Source organism: Streptomyces termitum, assembly GCF_014650175.1.
Classification (GTDB): domain Bacteria; phylum Actinomycetota; class Actinomycetes; order Streptomycetales; family Streptomycetaceae; genus Streptomyces; species Streptomyces termitum.
Map to the genome: position 1 here is coordinate 137,884 of NZ_BMUL01000010.1, position 15,842 is coordinate 153,725.

Annotated in this window: 16 protein-coding genes; 8 read left to right on the plus strand and 8 right to left on the minus strand. The window is 76.0% G+C overall.

Annotation, left to right across the window (positions count from 1 at the left end; all coding sequences use genetic code 11):
* Nucleotides 1-44: 44 nt before the first annotated feature.
* A complete protein-coding gene (locus IE219_RS20080; RefSeq protein ID WP_189979379.1) occupies nucleotides 45-404 on the plus strand; it encodes a YrdB family protein in 360 nt (119 codons plus the stop codon).
* A gap of 70 nt (nucleotides 405-474) precedes the next feature.
* On the opposite strand, the gene secD is transcribed toward IE219_RS20080, so the two are convergent.
* Both secD and IE219_RS20090 read right to left on the minus strand, forming a co-directional pair.
* A complete protein-coding gene (secD, locus tag IE219_RS20085) occupies nucleotides 475-2,778 on the minus strand; it encodes a protein translocase subunit SecD (RefSeq protein WP_189979381.1) in 2,304 nt (767 codons plus the stop codon).
* Between the two features lie 126 nt (nucleotides 2,779-2,904).
* On the minus strand, nucleotides 2,905-3,474 hold the full coding sequence (locus tag IE219_RS20090; protein WP_189979382.1) for a hypothetical protein: 570 nt from the start codon (nucleotides 3,472-3,474) through the stop codon (nucleotides 2,905-2,907).
* A gap of 208 nt (nucleotides 3,475-3,682) precedes the next feature.
* On the opposite strand from IE219_RS20090, the gene IE219_RS20095 reads away from it, so the two are divergent.
* Nucleotides 3,683-4,447, plus strand: a complete 765-nt coding sequence (locus IE219_RS20095) for a lysophospholipid acyltransferase family protein (protein ID WP_189979383.1) — start codon at nucleotides 3,683-3,685, stop codon at nucleotides 4,445-4,447.
* On the opposite strand, the gene IE219_RS20100 is transcribed toward IE219_RS20095, so the two are convergent.
* Entirely contained in the window at nucleotides 4,398-5,480 is a 1,083-nt protein-coding gene (locus IE219_RS20100; RefSeq protein ID WP_189979384.1) for an enoyl-CoA hydratase/isomerase family protein, read from the minus strand. The genes IE219_RS20095 and IE219_RS20100 overlap by 50 nt on opposite strands.
* Nucleotides 5,481-5,642: 162 nt before the next feature.
* On the opposite strand from IE219_RS20100, the gene IE219_RS20105 reads away from it, so the two are divergent.
* Together IE219_RS20105 and IE219_RS20110 are read left to right on the plus strand one after the other, a co-directional pair.
* A complete protein-coding gene (locus IE219_RS20105; protein WP_189979385.1) occupies nucleotides 5,643-5,828 on the plus strand; it encodes a CsbD family protein in 186 nt (61 codons plus the stop codon).
* A 34-nt stretch (nucleotides 5,829-5,862) separates the two neighbouring features.
* On the plus strand, nucleotides 5,863-6,519 hold the full coding sequence (locus tag IE219_RS20110) for a GAP family protein (protein WP_189979386.1): 657 nt from the start codon (nucleotides 5,863-5,865) through the stop codon (nucleotides 6,517-6,519).
* 417 nt (nucleotides 6,520-6,936) lie between these two features.
* Here IE219_RS20110 and IE219_RS20115 read toward each other — a convergent pair whose 3' ends face one another.
* Together IE219_RS20115 and IE219_RS20120 are read right to left on the minus strand one after the other, a co-directional pair.
* Nucleotides 6,937-7,620 carry a GNAT family N-acetyltransferase gene (locus IE219_RS20115; RefSeq protein WP_189979387.1) on the minus strand — a complete coding sequence of 228 codons (684 nt, stop codon included), beginning with the start codon at nucleotides 7,618-7,620 and terminating at the stop codon, nucleotides 6,937-6,939.
* A gap of 297 nt (nucleotides 7,621-7,917) precedes the next feature.
* Nucleotides 7,918-8,619 (minus strand): ribonuclease H family protein, encoded by a 702-nt coding sequence (locus tag IE219_RS20120; protein ID WP_189979388.1) that lies wholly within the window; start codon nucleotides 8,617-8,619, stop codon nucleotides 7,918-7,920.
* Nucleotides 8,620-8,805: 186 nt separating this feature from the next.
* Between IE219_RS20120 and IE219_RS20125 the strand changes: the two genes are divergently transcribed.
* Together IE219_RS20125 and IE219_RS20130 are read left to right on the plus strand one after the other, a co-directional pair.
* Nucleotides 8,806-9,261 carry a polyadenylate binding domain-containing protein gene (locus IE219_RS20125; protein WP_189979390.1) on the plus strand — a complete coding sequence of 152 codons (456 nt, stop codon included), beginning with the start codon at nucleotides 8,806-8,808 and terminating at the stop codon, nucleotides 9,259-9,261.
* Between the two features lie 262 nt (nucleotides 9,262-9,523).
* Entirely contained in the window at nucleotides 9,524-10,693 is a 1,170-nt protein-coding gene (locus IE219_RS20130; protein WP_189979392.1) for a YncE family protein, read from the plus strand.
* A gap of 24 nt (nucleotides 10,694-10,717) precedes the next feature.
* On the opposite strand, the gene IE219_RS20135 is transcribed toward IE219_RS20130, so the two are convergent.
* Complete coding sequence (locus IE219_RS20135) at nucleotides 10,718-11,287, minus strand: NADPH-dependent FMN reductase (protein ID WP_189979393.1); 570 nt, start codon at nucleotides 11,285-11,287, stop codon at nucleotides 10,718-10,720.
* An 84-nt stretch (nucleotides 11,288-11,371) separates the two neighbouring features.
* Entirely contained in the window at nucleotides 11,372-12,955 is a 1,584-nt protein-coding gene (locus IE219_RS20140; RefSeq protein ID WP_189979394.1) for an aspartate-alanine antiporter-like transporter, read from the minus strand.
* Nucleotides 12,956-13,013: 58 nt separating this feature from the next.
* On the opposite strand from IE219_RS20140, the gene IE219_RS20145 reads away from it, so the two are divergent.
* Complete coding sequence (locus tag IE219_RS20145) at nucleotides 13,014-14,381, plus strand: NAD(P)/FAD-dependent oxidoreductase (protein WP_189979395.1); 1,368 nt, start codon at nucleotides 13,014-13,016, stop codon at nucleotides 14,379-14,381.
* A 37-nt stretch (nucleotides 14,382-14,418) separates the two neighbouring features.
* On the opposite strand, the gene IE219_RS20150 is transcribed toward IE219_RS20145, so the two are convergent.
* Nucleotides 14,419-15,186 (minus strand): L,D-transpeptidase family protein, encoded by a 768-nt coding sequence (locus IE219_RS20150; RefSeq protein ID WP_189979396.1) that lies wholly within the window; start codon nucleotides 15,184-15,186, stop codon nucleotides 14,419-14,421.
* 157 nt (nucleotides 15,187-15,343) lie between these two features.
* Here IE219_RS20150 and IE219_RS20155 point away from each other — a divergent pair, with 157 nt between their 5' ends.
* The gene (locus IE219_RS20155; RefSeq protein ID WP_189979397.1) at nucleotides 15,344-15,802 is read left to right on the plus strand and encodes a GNAT family N-acetyltransferase; all 459 of its coding nucleotides are present in this window, start codon (nucleotides 15,344-15,346) and stop codon (nucleotides 15,800-15,802) included.
* Nucleotides 15,803-15,842: the final 40 nt, after the last annotated feature.

The following is a 15,842-nucleotide window of genomic DNA, read 5'->3' on the forward strand; positions in this document are numbered from 1 at the left end:
CCCTCCCCCGGCGGCCTCGCTGCCGCATCCGGAAAGGACCGCCTGTGAAGGGTGCGGCGCACGTCCTCAACGAGGCCCTGGCCTTCCTCCTCGAAGTGATCGCCCTCGGGTTCCTGGCCTGGTGGGGGTGGAGCGCCGTCGAGCCGGTCGCGGGCCGGATCGCGCTCGCGGTCGCGGCGCCCGGCGCGACGGCGGTCCTGTGGGGGCTGTTCGCCGCCCCGAGGGCCCGCTTCGCGGTGCCGCTCCCGGCGGTCCTGGCGGTGAAGGCCCTGGTCTTCGGGGCGGCGGCACTCGCCCTGGCCGGGCTCGGGCACCCGGTGGCGGCGGTGGTCTTCGCGGTGGTGGCCGCGGCGAACACGGCCCTGGCGACGGCGGACCGCCGGACAGCCGCGCGCCGGGCGTGACCCGGCCGGGCACGCGCCGGGCGTGCCGCGCGGGCCCGCGCTCCTTGTGGGGGCGCGGGCCCGGCAGTCGTCAGACGACGGCTCCCGTCGGGTCGGCGGTCTTCTTGCGGACCGGCCGGGCCGGGGCCGGGCTGCGGTCCTCCAGGGTGACCGCGAGGGGCAGGGCGGTGAAGACGGTCGAGGCCATGCCGAGGACGACGCCGGCGAGGAGCGCCACGGAGAAGTCCGTGAGGGTGTCGCCGCCGAGCAGCGCGAGGGCGAAGAGGACGAACAGCGCGCCCATGCCGGTGTTGACGGTACGGGGCAGGGTCTGGGCGACGGCCCGGTCGGCGAGGTCCGCGAGCGGGATCCGGCCGCCCTTGCGGCGCAGTTCGCGGAGCCGGTCGAGGACCACTACGGAGTCGTTCACCGAATAGCCGACGACGGTCAGCAGCGCGGCGAGGAAGACGCTGTCCACCGGCTTGCCGAGCCAGGCGAAGAGTCCGATGACGAGCAGCACGTCCTGGACCATGGCGGCGACGGCCGCCGCCGCGTACGTCCACCGGAAGCGGACGGACAGGTAGAGGAGCTGGGCGGCGACGGCCAGGCCGAGGGCGATCAGCGCGTAGGTGCGCAGTTCGTCGCCGAGGCTCGGGCCGATCAGGTCGTCGCGCTCGACGGTGACGGGCCCGGCCGTCTTCGTGAGCGCGTCGGAGATCCGGGTCTGCGCGGCGTCGGAGGTCTCCGCGACCCGGACGGTGACGCCCCGGCCGCCGTCGCCGGTGGTCTGCACGACGGCGTCGGGGAAGCCCGCGGCGGCGACGGCCTCGCGGGCGTCGTCGGCGTCGACCGGGCGGGTGGCGGTGTACTGGACGTCCCGGCCGCCGGTGAACTCGACGCCGAACTCGACGCCCCGGACGCCGATCCCGGCGAGGGCGAGCAGCAGCAGGCCGGCACTGGCGGCGTACCAGGTGCGGCGGCGGCCCATCAGCTTCGGGGGGCGCCGGTTCAGCCGGGTCCGCAGCCGGCCGAGGCCGGCCATGCCGGTGAGCGCGGGGCGGCGGCGGACGGCGGGGATGCGCAGGGCCGCGTCGGCGAGCAGCCGGGTGATGATCATGGCGGTGACCATGGAGGCGAGGACGCCGATGGCGAGGGTCACGCCGAAGCCCTTGACCGGGCCGGTCGCGAAGGCGAAGAGGAGACCGGCCGCGAGGAGGGTGGTGATGTTGGAGTCGGCGACCGCGCTCCACACCTTGCCGAAGGCGGCGTGCAGGGGGCGGCGCGGGTCGCGGGTGGCGGCGGACCGGCCGAGGGCGGCGTACTCCTCCCTGGCCCGTTCGAAGGCGAGGACGTTGGCGTCGACGGCGATGCCGACCGCGAGGACGAATCCGGCGAGGCCGGGGAGGGTGAGGGTGGCGCCGAGCGCGACGACGGCCGCGTACGAGATCAGTCCGTACAGGGCGAGGGCGATCGTGGCGAGGAGGCCGAGGAGCCGGTAGACGACGATGACGAAGAGGCCGGTGCAGGCCAGGCCGATGACGGCGGCCAGGGCGCTGGCGCGGATGGCGTCGGCGCCGAGGGTCGGGCCGACGGTGCTCTGCTCGATGGTGGTGACGGGGAGCGGCAGGGCGCCGCCCTCGACGAGCGCGGCGAGGTCGCGGGCCTCCTGGGCGGAGAAGCCGCCGGTGATCTGGGTGGAGCCGCCGGTGATGCCGCTGCCGCAGGGCACGCCGGTCTGCATGGCGGGGGCGGAGACGATCCGGTCGTCGAGGACGATCGCGACCCGGCGGGTGGGGTCCCCGGCGGGGGCGCAGGCGGCGGCGCCGGTGAGCTCGGCCCAGGCGGCGGAGGCGCCGTCGCGGAAGGAGAGGTCGACGGTCCAGCCGCGGGCGGTGGCCGCGTCGAAGGAGGCGTCGGCGTTCTTCACCCCGTCGCCGGTGAGGGCGGGGGCGGCGAGGGCGAGGAAGGTGCCGGGGGCGGCGTCCGGGTCGGGCAGGACCCGGCTGCCGTCGGCGGCGGGCTTCGCCTCCGGTCCCGCGGTGGCGCCGGTGATGGCGTGGAAGGTGAGCTGGGCGGTGCGGCCGATGACCTCGGCGGCCTCGCGCGGGTCGCGCAGGCCGGGGAGTTCGACGACGATCCGGTTCTCTCCGGAGCGGGCGAGCGAGGGTTCGGCGACGCCGAGGCCGTCGACCCGCTTGCGGAGCACTTCCAGGGCGCGGTCGGTGGCCTCCGCGTCGGCCTTCAGCCGGGGGGTGTCCTGGGTCTCCAGGACGATGCGGGTGCCGCCCCTGAGGTCGAGTCCGAGGCGGGGCGAGGTGGTGAGGGCGATCCAGAGGGAGAGCGCGACGACGGCGAGCGCGAGGAGCGCGCGCCGGAGCGCGGCGGACGAAGACATGGGTCCTCCACGGGCGGGACACGGGCCGTGCGCGGGGCGGCGGGCCGTGCCGGGCGAGCTGGGGTGTGCGCGCCGCGGCCGGGGGCGGACATGCCGGAGGCCCGGACGGCGGCGCGGGAAAACGCGTCAGCTGTGCCGGGTGGAGGGAGGACCCCGGGGGGTCCGGGGGTCGTACGGGACGTGGGGCGGCGCGCGCTCCCGGCGCGGGTCCCCCGCGACGCGCCCGCGCGCGGGCGCGTCGGCCGCGCTCCTGAGGACCGGGGGCGCGACGGGCGGTGCCGGGAACCGCACGGAGTGCTCGACGACGGCCGGCAGCTCCGCCGCCTCGGCGGCCCCGGCCTGAGGCACGGAGCCGAGGACGACGGCGCCCTCGGCCGCCGTGACCGGGGCCGGTCCGCCCGGAGCGGGGCCGGCCTCCGGGGCGGTGGCCGAGGCCCGGACCGGGCCGGCCGCCGGGGTGCCGGGGACGGGTACGGGGACCTCCGCAGCGGAGGCCGTACGCGTGGGGGCTCCCGGGTCGCCGGAAGCGGGGCCGGTCACCGGGGAGGCGGTGGCGGCGGGGATGGCCGGGGTGCCCGCCGCGAGGGCGGGGGCCGGGGTCATGAGGAAGGCGCACAGGGCGCAGAGCAGGGCCGGCAGGAGGCGGGCCAGGAGCGGGGCGGGCGCGGGGCGGCGCGGGCGCGTCGTGCGGTGCACCGCTCACCCCCGTCGTCCGGCGTGCCCTCCGTCGTGGCACCGCGTCGGCCCAGCGTAGACGGACGGCGGCGCGGGCGGGGCACCAGGTGGGCGGTGCGGCCGGCTGAGTACCGGGTGAGTACCGGCGCCCATGCCGGAGCCGGGGGCTCCGGCCGACGATGTGCGGGCCGTCGTACCCGCTTTGCACCCAGCCCCGGAGGGCCCGCCCGTGCTCAGTCGTCTCGCCTCGCGTCTCGTCCCGTTCTTCGGGCGGCTGACCGTCACCGCCGATCCGGACGCCCGGATCGAGCCGGGCAGCATCATCGTCGTGAACCACACCTCGCTCGCCGATCCGGCGCTGGTCCTCGCCGCGCTGCGGCGGCGGCTCGCCGTCGAGCCGGTGCTGCTCGCGGCGGCCGGGCTGTGGCGGGTGCCGGGGCTGGGGGCGGCGCTGTCGCGGGACGGGTACGTGCCGGTGCACCGGAACACCGCGCACGCCTCGGCCGCCCTGGACGGGGCGGCGGTGGCGCTGGCCTCGGGGCGGCCGGTGATGCTCTACGCGGAGGGGCGGATCCCGCCGCGCCGGGAGGCGGCGGAGGCGCCGCCGCAGGAGTTCCGCACCGGTCTGGCGCGGCTGGCGCGGGCGACCGGCGCCCCGGTGGTGCCGGTCGGGCAGGCCGGGGCGCGCCGGATCACCTCGGGCGGGACGGTCAAGCAGCTGGCGGGGGTGCTGACGGCCCCGGTGCGGCGGCCGTGCCTGCACGTGCACATCGGGGCGCCGCTGCGGCTGCCGGACGACGTGCCTGCGGCGACGGCGCTGGCCCACGGGGCGGTGACGGAGGCGTGGCGGACGGCGGCCCGCGCCCTGGGCGAGCCGGCCGCCGGGCGGGCTCCCGGGGAGACGGACCCCGGGGAGGCCGCGTGCGGCCGGGCGGCGGCCGGGGTCAGGCGGTGGCCGGTGCGAGGCCGAGGTCACCGTCGGACGGAGGCGTGAGGTAGCGGGCCACGTCGGCGTCGGTGACCTCGGCGAGGGTCGCCGGGGACCAGTGCGGGTCGCGGTCCTTGTCGACGACCTGGGCGCGGATGCCCTCGGGGAGGTCGTGGCCGGCGAGCGCGGCGCGGGAGGCCCGGTACTCCAGGTCGAGGACGGCCTCCAGGGTGGGGAGGGTCCGGGACCTGCGGAGGACGGCGAGGGTGGCCTTGAGGGCGGTCGGCGACTTGGCGAGGAGGGTGGTGGCGGTCTCCTTGGCGGCCGGGACGCCGGTGTCGAAGAGGCGGTCGACGATCTCCTCGACGGTGGGGGCCGTGTAGCAGGCGTCGATCCAGGCACGCTGCCCGGCGAGGACGCCGGGGTCGGCGGGGGCGGTGGCGTGCCGGGCGACGGCCTCGTCGGCGGGGAGCCGGGCGAGGTCCGCGACGAGGGCGTCGAGCGCGGCGGCGGGCACGTGGTGGTCGGCGAGGCCGGTGAGGAGGGCGTCGGCGGCGCCGACCTGCCCGCCGGTGAGGGCGAGGTGGGTGCCGAGTTCGCCGGGGGCGCGGCCGAGGAGCCGGGTGCCGCCGACGTCGGGGACGAGGCCGATGCCGGTCTCGGGCATGGCGATCCGGGAGCGGTCGGTGACGACGCGGACGGAGCCGTGGGCGGAGACCCCGACGCCGCCGCCCATGACGATGCCGTCCATGAGGGCGACGTACGGCTTGGGGTAGCGGGCGATCCGGGCGTTCAGCCGGTACTCGTCGCGCCAGAAGGCGGGGGTGGCGGTGCCGCCGGCGAGGGCGTCCGCGTGGATGGCGCGGATGTCGCCGCCCGCGCACAGGCCCCGCTCGCCCGCGCCGCGCAGGACGACGGTGGTGACGGCCGGGTCGTGCTCCCAGGCGGTGAGGGCGGCGTCGAGGGCCAGGACCATGGGGTGGGTGAGGGCGTTGATGGCCCGGGGCCGGTCGAGGGTGAGGATTCCGGCCCGGCCCTCGGTGCGGCGCAGGACGTCCGCGCCGGGGACGACGGGGGCGGCGGGGTTCTCGGCGGGCACGGCGATCACTCGGTCCTTCCGGGGCACGGCACGGTGTCGCCGCCCACGCTACCCGGCGGGCCGGGGCCGTCCGGGGGCGGTGCGGGCGGGCGTCGGCGGGCGGGCGGGGCCGGGCGGTCCTAGCGTGGAGACGGGGGCCGGGCGGAGACAGGGAGCGCGGAGATGAGCGGCGCCGTCGACAGGGCCAGGGGCAGGCTGAAGGAGTTCGCCGGGAAGCCGGGCGGCGACGAGAGACCGGAGTCCGAGGGCCGGACCGACCGGGTGCGGGCCGAGGTCCGCGAGAAGGCGCGGGAGCCGCGCCGGCGGGCCGGGGGCGTCCGGGACCCGTTCCGGCGGTCCCGCTCCTGAGGGCCGGGGCCGTACCGGACGGAAGGGTGCCGCGATGGTGCTCGATCTGCTGCTGATCGGTCTGGCGATCACCCTCTTCCCGCTGCCGGTGATGGCCTTCGTGCTGGTGGTGTCCTCGCCGGGCGGGGTGCGCAAGGGCGCGGCGTTCATCGCCGCGTGGGTGGCGTGCCTGGTGGGTGTGGTCACGGCGGTGGTCCTGCTGACCGGCGGGCGGCCGCCCGCGCCCCGCTCCCCGCCGTCCGTGGCGGCGCTGGTGGCCACGCTGGTCTTCGGGGTGGGGCTGGTGGTGTACGGGGAGCGGCGGCGGCGCCGGGTCGGGGGCGGCACGGCGGTGGACGCGGTCCGGGCGGCCGCGGCGGCGGAGGGGAAGGGCACCTCCGCCTGGTCGGCGGCGGCCCTCGGGGTGCTCCTCCAGCCGTGGGGGATGGTCGGCGCGGCGGCGGCGACCGTGGTGCGGGCCGATCTGTCCCACGCGGTGTCGTTCCTGGTGCTGGGCCTCTTCTGTCTGCTGGCCACGTCGTCGCTGCTGGTGATGGAGCTGGGGATGGTGGGGGCGCCGGAGCGGACCGGGCGGATCCTGCGGGGGCTGCGGGGGTGGCTGCTGCGGCACAAGGAGCCGGCGGTGATCGGCCTGTGCGTGGTGCTGGGGGTCTGGCTGATCGGGCGGAGCGTCGCGCAGCTCGCGGGCTGACGGGCCGGTTCGGGGCCGGGTCAGGGGGTGGGGCCGTCGAGGCGGCGGGACCGAGGAGGGCGCCGCAGTCGGTGAAGACGAGGGCGGAGGAGACGGGGGTGGCGGAGAGGCGGCGCGACCCGAGGGCGTAGACCGCCGTCACGCCCGCGACGGCCAGGACCGCGCCCGCGCCCGCGCCGCTCATGGCACCGCCTCCCGGGACCGTCCGGCGGACGGCGCCGCCGGGCGGGAGTGAAGGTCAGGATGGACGTGGCGGATCCGGAGGGGACGGGAAGGACTCACCCGCTTCTCGCGGATCCTGATTGCACGGTGCGCGGCCGGTGAGGGCCGCTGCTCCGTGTCCTCACACGGAGTCCTTCCCGTCGTCTCCATGGAACCACCCCGGGGCGCCGCCCGCAGCGCGGGCGGCGGCGGGGGTCAGGCGGGGAGCAGGTCCTGGAGGACCCGGCCCCGCCGGGGAGTGCTCAGGCGCAGTTCGATGATGTCCCGGACGGTGGGCCACTCCTCGTCGAGAACCGAGTAGAAGGCCGTGTCCCGGACGGCGCCGTCGAGGCCGCGCGAGTGGGCGCGGCGGATGCCCTCGCAGGTGGCGCCGAGGCGTTCGATGGCCACGCGGGAGCGGGTGTTGCGGGCGTCGGCGCGGAGGGTGATCCGGCGGACGCCCCAGGTTTCGAAGGCGTGGCGGAGCATGAGCAGCTTCGCCTCGGTGTTGATGCCGGTGCCCCGGGCGTCGCCCGCGATCCAGGTGTTCCCGATCTCGGCGGCGTCGGGGACCGCGGTGAGCGGATCCCCGTGGGGGCGGCCGGGAACCGGCGGCCAGACCAGGGGCCCACGCCAGTAGTCGAGTTCGAGGAAGCGTGTGGAGCCGATCACCCGTTCGTCGGCGGTACTGACGAGGGCGAAGGGCAGACAGCGCCCGGCGGCCTGATCGGCCAGGGCGCGGGCGATGTAGTCCAGCGCGGATTCCAGGCCGTCGGGCACCGGAGTGAAGGCATAGGCCGATCGGTCCGCCTCGCCGGCCCGCGCGAGGGCTTCGGCGTGCCGCATCGCCAGCGGCTCCAGGCGCACGGAGCGCCCGGTCAGGAGAACAGGTACTGGCACGGAACCTCGGGTCTTTCACGGGCAGGGGGTACTTCCGGCACGGGTGGTGCCGAGAAGTAAGGGGGAAGGTTCCCGCCTGGCTGCCGATCGTGTCGAAAGACGCCTGTTGAGCAGGCAAAACGGTTCGTCGCCAGGTGCGAGGAGGAACAGTATGCAGCCACAACAGCCCTGAGAACAGAACCTCAGGAAAACCCGGATCCACGCGCGGATGAAGCCTGCCGCGAGGGGCCCGACGGCGGTCTCAAGGGGCGGACGTGGTCGCCCGCCCCTCGGACTGCCCGCGAACGGCCCGCGGGCTCAGACGCAGGTCGGGTGCCCCCACCCCTCCGCGTTCTTGGCGATGGTCTCCCCCTTGTCATAGGCACGCCCACAGCGGCAGCGGCCGGGAAACTTCGCCTTCAGGGTGCCGCCGGACGGGCGACCGCGACGGGCCCCGGAACCGGCGGCGCCGCCCGCCGCCGAGGAGCGCGCCCGGGAGGCCCGGGGCGCGGCGGAGCGGGCGGCGGCGGGTTCCGGGTCGGGGAGGGCGGATCCGGCGTCCGAGCCCAGCGGCTCCTGGGTGCGGGCGCTGTGGCTGGCGGCCCGGTCGGCGGCGTCGTTGAGGGGGTCGCCGTCCACCTGGTGCGCCGGGGTGTAGACGAAGTCGATCTCCCGGCCGGTGAGCAGGGCGTCGATGCGGACCACCAGGTCCTTGTTGGCGACGGGGGTGCCGGCCGCCGTCTTCCAGCCCTTGCGGCGCCAGCCGGGCAGCCAGGTGGTGACGGCCTTCATGGCGTACTGGGAGTCCATCCGGATCTCCGCCGGCACCCCCGGATCGAGGGTCTCCAGGAGTCTCTCCAGAGCCGTGAGTTCGGCCACGTTGTTGGTCGCGCGGCCGAGCGGGCCGGCTTCCCAGCGCGCGACCGCGCCGTCGGTCCCGCCGATGACCCAGGCCCATGCCGCCGGACCGGGATTTCCCTTGGACGCGCCGTCGCACGCCGCGATGATCTTCTCCACCATCCTTCGATCCTGACACGGGGAGGGGTGTGCTCCGGCCCCTCCGGGGGGCGGCGCGGGGACCGGGAGCGGGTCCCCCGGCCGGGTGGCGGCGGGCTCCCCGCGCCACCGGCTGTCGGTGCCGCCCCGTAGACTCGCCGTCTGCCCGCCGGTGACGGCACCGACCAGCTGACAGGAAGCGACGACCCCATGAACCACGCGGACGGCACCGCACCGATCTACGCCCAGCTCATACAAGAGCGGGGGGACGTGCCCGGTGACGTGCGCCAGACGGCGGAGGAGGTGCTGCGGGACCTGAGCCGGTACATCAAGGCGCCCGCGCCCGCGCCGCAGCAGCCGATGGGCATGGCGGGAATGCCCGGGATGCCCGGCCAGCCGGGGATGGGCCAGCCCCCGATGGGTCAGCCGGGTCCGCAGGGCCAGGGCATGCCCGGTCAGCCGGGGATGCCGGGCCAGCCCGGGACACAGGGTCGGCCGGGGATGCCGGGCCAGGGGCTGCCGGGGGTGCCCGGCCAGCCGATGGCGGGCCAGCCGGGGATGGCGGGTCCCCCCGCCCTGCCGGGCCCGCAGGGGTCCGTCCCGGGCCAGGGCGGTCCGGGCGGCCACGCCGGCATCGTGGCGATGCGCTCGCTCCCGCAGGGCTGACGGACCCGCCCCACGACCTTCCCCGGCCCCTCGTACCGCCGCTCCGGCCCGACCCGCGCCGCCGCCCCGGTCCGTACCTCCGTCCCGGCGCCCCGTCGCCTCCGGGTCATCCGATCGGCCGACCCCAGGGTCCGCCGGAGGGACGGGGGGCCGTAGCCGCCCGGGCGAGGGCGGCAGGGGTCTCCGGGCCGGAGGATCGGGTACGGGAGGGGCCGGGTTCCGCTCGGCGTCCTCCTCACGTCCCGTACCCGAGGAGCCCGAGATGACGAAGATCCGCCGACCCTCCCGCACCGCCCGCGTCCTGCTGCCCGCCGCGGTCGCCGGAGCGCTGCTCTCGGGATGCGCCCAGGCGGACCCGGCGCCCGCCGCCCCGACCGCCGGCGGCACCCCGCCGGCCGCGCCCTCCGCCGCCATGACCGTCACGCCGACCCCGGCCGCGCCCGTGAAGACCGTCACCGGGCCCGCGGCGGGCACGCTGCTCGTCACCGACTTCGGCTCCGACACCGTCACCTTCGTCGACCCGGCGCGCGGGGCCACCGGCTCCGTGCGGGTGGGCACCGCGCCGTACGGGCTGGCGCTCGGGAAGGACGGGCGGGCCTGGGTGGCCACCGCCGAGGGCGTGGCCGTCGTCGACACCGCCGCCCGCACGCGCCTCGCCCTCGTCCCGTACCGCACCGACACCGGGCCGGTCACCACCGGCGAGTACCGGGGCGGCGGCATGGGCATCGCGCTCTCCCCGGACGGCGAGCGGGTGTACGTGGGTGTGAACGTGCCCGGCGGGAACGGCACCGTGGAGGTGATCGACACCGCCTCCGCGAAGGTCGTGGAGGCGGTCGGCGTGGGCCGCCGGCCCTTCGACGTGGACGTGAGCCGGGACGGGTCGCAGGTGTACGCGACCGACCACGACTCCTTCGACGTGACCGTCGTCGACGCGGGCTCCCTCGCCACCCGGCGCATCGAGGTCGCCCCGTACGGCACCGAGGGCGGGCTCGGTTCCTGGCTGAAGCCGCACTACACGGCCGTGCGCCCGTCGGACGGCAGGCTGCTGCTGCCCTTCGAGGGCGAGCGGCTGGCCGTGGTGGACCCGGCCACCGGGCGGGTGGAGATCGAGGAGATGACGGCGAACACCCACCAGCACGGGGCGGCCGTGACCCCGGACGGGACGCTCTTCGCGGTCGGCACCGGGCCGGTCCAGAGCGGGGACCGGGGGCCGTCGCTGACCGTCCGCTCCCCCGAGGGCTTCGAGCGGGTCTACCCGCTGGAGGGGCCGCACGAGGACGTGGCCGTGTCGAAGGACGGCCGGACCGCCTATGTGACGGGCGGCTTCACCCGGGACGGGTACTGGGACGGCATCAGCGTGGTGGACCTCGCCTCGGGGAAGGTCGAGCGCCTCGCGGCCGGCTCCCGGCCGCTCGGCGTCGTCGTCTTCTGAGCACGAGGAGACAGGTCCGCGCGGTCAGGAGCGGGGCAGGACCGTCAGGACGCGCTCGATGAAGGTCTTGAAGTCCGCCATGAAGTCCGCCAGGAACTGCTGCGTCGTCGGGTCCGTGACCTCGCCGTCCTCCGAGAAGAGGCCCGGCGTGAACTGGATGTACCCCTCCGGGGCGTTCATCTGCGGGGAGTTGCAGAAGCTGAGCACCGAGCGGAGGCTCTGCTGGGCGACGGCCGTGCCGATCTTGCCCGGGGAGGCACCGATGACGGCGGACGGCTTGTGGGTGAAGGAGTTGGTGCCCCAGGGGCGGCTGGCCCAGTCGATGGCGTTCTTGAGGCCGCCGGGGATGGAGCGGTTGTACTCGGGGGTCACGAAGAGGACCGCGTCCACGGACGCGATGGCCTCCTTCAGCGCCCTGCCCTCGGGCGGGTAGTCGGCGTCGAAGTCGTGGTTGTAGAGGGGGAGGTCCTTGATGGGGATCTCCCGGAACTCCAGCCCCGGCGGGGCGACCCGGATGAGGGCCTTGGAGAGGATCCGGTTGATGGACTTCGTCGACAGACTGCCGACGAAGTATCCGACCTGGTACGTGGTCATCGTGCCGTTCCGCCTTCCGTGCGGGGTCCCCGGGCAACCTAACCCGGCCGCCGCTCCCCCGCGACCGGACCGGGCGGGGCCGGTTCAGAGGCCGACGATGAGCTGGATGCAGACGATCTTCACCAGGATGGCGAGGGCGAAGAGGGTGGCGTAACCGGTGTTCACCCGGCTGTCGGAGACCCGGCTGTTGGCGTACGCGGTGATGGCCGGGTTGCCGACGTAGCCGGCGAGCAGGCCCATCGAGCGCGGGCGGCTCTGGCCCAGGAGGCGGCAGACCAGCAGCATCAGCGCGTAGCTGAGCACCGCGCCGGCCAGCAGGACGGCGAGGAGCTTGAGCCCGAAGAGCGAGAAGGCGTCGCGGCGGAAGGCGTAGCCGGAGGTGAGGCCGACGCAGGCGAGGAAGACCAGCAGCCCGATCTGGCGCAGGGTCAGGTTGGCGCGGGTCGGCAGCACCCAGACCAGCGGTCCCGTACGGCGCAGCCGGCCCAGGACCATGGCCGTGACCAGCGGTCCCGCGGCGGTGCCGAGCGAGAGGACGGTGGAGCCGAGGGTGAGCTTCGGGATGCCGACGAGGAAGCCGGCGGCGAGGCCGAGGCCCATGCTGACGGCGCTGACCTCGCTGACCCTGGCCTCGGTGTCGCCGAGGTAGGCGGTGACCTCGGCGGTGCGCTCGCGGGGCATGGCGACGCGGATCCGGTCGTCGAGCTGGAGCAGCAGGTCGTCGTGGGCGAGGAGTTCCTGGTCGCCCCGGCGGACCCGGGTGGCGCGGGCCCCGAAGCGGTCGGCGAGGCCCAGTTCGGCGACCGTGCGGGCGGCGAGGTCGGGGTTGGTGAGCAGGATGCGGCGGTAGTCGACGACGTCGCGGTGGTACAGGAGGTGCTCGGGCGCCTCGGTGCCGAGGGCGGCGATGCCCGCCTCGACCGCCTCCGGGCCGCCGACCAGGACCAGCGCGTCGCCGGGGGCGAGCGGGCCGGGGTCGCCGGTGACGATGTGGAGCGTGCCGCCGGCCGGCCGGTGGGCGCTGGCGAGAAGTTCACCCGAGGCGACGCCGGGGACCTCGGCCCAGCGGGCGGACCGGGTGAGGTCCACCGTGCGGCTGACGAGCCGGTCGGGGAGGCCGGTGCCGGGGTCGCGGCGGCCGGGCCAGTTCCGCACGGCGGCGACGCCCGCGACGAAGAGGATGGTGAGGACGACGGCCAGGGGGTAGCCGATGGCGTAGCCGGTGGCCGCCTGGGTGGGGTCGTCGGAGGCGGCCTGGGCGGCGGCCAGGCCGGGGGTGGTGGTGCCGATGCCCGCGTAGCCGCCGGCCAGGAAGGGGCCGGGGATGTCCAGGAGGCCGCTGCCGAGGAAGCCGACGGCGAGGGCGGTGAGGACGAGGGCGACGACGGCGCCGAGCATCACCGTGAGCTGGGGCCGCAGTTCGCGGAAGAAGGCCGGTCCGGCCTCCAGGCCGACCGTGTACACGTACAGGGCGAGACCGAGGACGGAGAGCCCCGCGGGGACGGCCGGGCCGATGTCCGGATCCAGCGCCCCGAGCAGCAGTCCGGCGAAGAGGACGCCCGCCGCGCCGAGCTTCACCGGACCGAAGCGGACCATGCCGAGGAGCGATCCCGCCGCAATGACGATAAAAAGGGTGAACCACGGATAGTCAGCGAAAAATTGCCACATGCTCCTATGCAGTCATAGGGGACGGCACTTTGCACGCTCATACGGAAGGGCGGACAGCGTGACGCGACCGAGGATCCTCGTGGTGGGCGCCGGTTTCGCCGGAGTGGGCTGTGTGAAGCGGCTCGAACGCCGGCTGACGGAGCGGGAGGCGCGGATCACGCTGCTCTCCCCGTTCTCGTACCAGCTCTACCTGCCCCTGCTGCCCCAGGTCGCCTCGGGCGTCCTGACCCCCCAGTCGGTGGCCCTGTCGCTGCGGCGCAGCCAGAAGCACCGGACGCGGATCGTGCCCGGCGGCGCGGTGGGCGTGGACACGGCGGCGAAAGCCGTGGTGGTCCGGACGATCACCGGGGAGTACGACGTGGAGCCGTACGACCATCTGGTGCTCGCGCCCGGCAGTGTGACCCGGACCTTCGACATCCCGGGCCTGGCCGACCACGCCCGGGGCATGAAGACGCTGGCCGAGGCGGCCTACCTCCGCGACCACGTGATCTCCCAGCTCGACCTGGCGGACGCCAGCGAGGACGAGGCCGAGCGGGCGGCGCGGCTGCAGTTCGTGGTGGTCGGCGGCGGCTACGCGGGCACCGAGACCGCCGCCTGCCTCCAGCTGCTCACCCACAACGCCGTCAAGCGCTATCCGCGCCTCGACCCGGCCCTGATCAAGTGGCACCTGGTGGACATCGCGCCGAAGCTCATGCCCGAGCTGGGCGACAAGCTGGGGTCGGCCGCCATGAAGATCCTCACCGAGCGGGGCATCCAGGTCTCGCTGGGGGTCTCGGTGGCCTCGGTGGACGACGAGAACGTCACCCTGACGGACGGCCGGGTGCTGCCCTGCCGGACCCTCGTCTGGACGGCCGGCGTGGCGGCGAGCCCGCTGATCGGCACGGTCGGCGCGGAGACCGTGCGCGGCCGGCTCGCGGTCACCCCGGAGATGACGGTGCCCGGGGTGGAGAACCTGTGGGCGCTCGGCGACGCGGCGGCGGTGCCGGACCTCGCCAAGGGCGAGGAGGGCGCGGTCTGCCCGCCGACCGCCCAGCACGCGATGCGGCAGGGCAAGGCGCTCGCCGACAACCTGGTGGCGACGCTGCGCGGGGAGGCCCTGCGGCCGTACACCCACAAGGACCTGGGGCTCGTGGTGGACCTCGGCGGCATGGACGGGGTGTCGAAGCCGCTGGGCGTGGAGCTGCACGGGGCGGCGGCGCAGGCGGTGGCCCGCGGCTACCACTGGGCGGCGCTGCGGACCCATGTGGCGAAGGCCCGGGTGATGACGAACTGGCTGCTGAACGCGGCGGCCGGGGACGACTACGTGCGGATGGGGTTCCTGGCCTCGAAGGCGGGGACGCTGCGGGACTTCGAGTACACCGACGCCTATCTGACACCGGAGCAGGTGCGGGAGCACACCGGGGCGTTCCGGGGAGCGGCCCGCTGAGCCGCTCCCCCGGTGTCCGGCCCCCGGCCGTCGTCCCTCAGCGGGCGAGGTCGGGGGCCGGTCCCATGGCGATCACGGGGTCGGCGGCCGGGTCGAGGAGGACCAGGAGGGCGCGCAGGTCCTCGCGGTGGAGGGCGACGCACGCCTGGGTGGGGCCGCCGTGGTCGACGTGGATCCAGACGCCGCCGCCCTTGCCCGCGCCGAGCGGGCGCTCCTTGTCGAGCGGGGTGCGGCCGGGGACGCGGTTGTAGTCGATGGCGATGACGTGGTCGAAGGAGCCTTCGAGGGGTTCGCCCTCGAAGCCGGTGCCGCTGATGGCGAACTGGGGGTCCTCGTCGTAGGGGAGCCGGGAGCCGGGGTTGGGCAGCCGGCCGCCGGCGTCGCCGATGCGGTAGACGCCGATGGGGGTGCGCAGGTCGCCGGCGGAGTGGTCGGCGGTCCAGCCGCGCAGGGCGTTGTGGACGGTCCAGGGGCCGCCCGCGGTGGTCCACCGGCCCTTCGTCCGCTGGTGCAGGACGGCGGTGGCGGTGTTGCTGTTCTCGGTGGTGCCGGTGACGACGAGGACCTGGTCGGTGCCGTCGGGGACGCGGGCCCGGGTGAGCGGGCCGAGGCCGGGGACGCGCGCGGCGGCTTCGGGGCGGGCGTCGGTGGCCCGGCCCGCGGGGGCCGTGGCGGAGGCCGGCGGGCGGGCGGGGGCGGGCGGGGCGGCGGGCTCGGGGGTCGCGCAGCCGCTGAGCAGCAGGGCCGCGCACAGGGTGCCGGCGCCGAGCAGCGCGGGGACGCCCTTGCGGGCGGGGGCGGGCATGGGAGGGCTCCTCCTGGCCGGGGGCAGTGGACCGATCCGTACCCGATCGGGGCGCGGCGCTGCGCGCGGCGGCGGTGGCCCACCCGTACGGCGGAGCGGGCGGGAGCGGGTGCGGAAAGGGGTTGACCGGGCGGTGGAGGGGCGGTTGGCTGCGCGGATGGACGATCTTGGGAAGTGCGGCGGGCTGCGGGTGGTGCCGGCGGTGGACGGGGCGGAACTGGCGGACTGGCGCGCGGTGCACAACGCGATCATTCCGACGGCGCCGCTCTCCCCCGCCGAGGTGCGGGAGCGGGCGGGGCGGAACCGGCTGGAGGTGGCCTACCTGGACGGGGTGGCGGTGGGCTGTTCGACGGTGCGGCCGCCCGACGGGGAGACGCCGGCGGTGACGGTGATCGCGCGGATCCTGCCGGCGTACCGGCGGCGGGGGTTCGGGACGGCGCTGTACGAGCGGGGCCTTGCGCACGCCCGGACGCTGAGCGGCGCGGGGGTGGGGACGGTGGTCCTGGCGTCGAACGAGGAGGGGCTGCGGTTCGCGCTGGCGCGGGGCTTCACGGAGGTGGAGCGGTATCTGCTGCCGGGTGACACGGTCCCGTTCGTGGACCTGCTGCTGGACTGATCTCCCTTACGCGAGAACAGATCTGACGTTACGTCAGTTA

Coding starts and splice junctions, on each gene's coding strand:
- secD (WP_189979381.1), bottom strand. CDS start 2,778: ATGTCTTCGTCCGCCGCGCTCCGGCGCGCGCTCCTCGCGCTCGCCGTC.
- IE219_RS20105 (WP_189979385.1), top strand. CDS start 5,643: ATGAGCGGCGCCGTCGACAGGGCCAGGGGCAGGCTGAAGGAGTTCGCC.
- IE219_RS20110 (WP_189979386.1), top strand. CDS start 5,863: ATGGTGCTCGATCTGCTGCTGATCGGTCTGGCGATCACCCTCTTCCCG.
- IE219_RS20120 (WP_189979388.1), bottom strand. CDS start 8,619: ATGGTGGAGAAGATCATCGCGGCGTGCGACGGCGCGTCCAAGGGAAAT.
- IE219_RS20125 (WP_189979390.1), top strand. CDS start 8,806: ATGAACCACGCGGACGGCACCGCACCGATCTACGCCCAGCTCATACAA.
- IE219_RS20130 (WP_189979392.1), top strand. CDS start 9,524: ATGACGAAGATCCGCCGACCCTCCCGCACCGCCCGCGTCCTGCTGCCC.
- IE219_RS20135 (WP_189979393.1), bottom strand. CDS start 11,287: ATGACCACGTACCAGGTCGGATACTTCGTCGGCAGTCTGTCGACGAAG.
- IE219_RS20140 (WP_189979394.1), bottom strand. CDS start 12,955: ATGTGGCAATTTTTCGCTGACTATCCGTGGTTCACCCTTTTTATCGTC.
- IE219_RS20150 (WP_189979396.1), bottom strand. CDS start 15,186: ATGCCCGCCCCCGCCCGCAAGGGCGTCCCCGCGCTGCTCGGCGCCGGC.
- IE219_RS20155 (WP_189979397.1), top strand. CDS start 15,344: ATGGACGATCTTGGGAAGTGCGGCGGGCTGCGGGTGGTGCCGGCGGTG.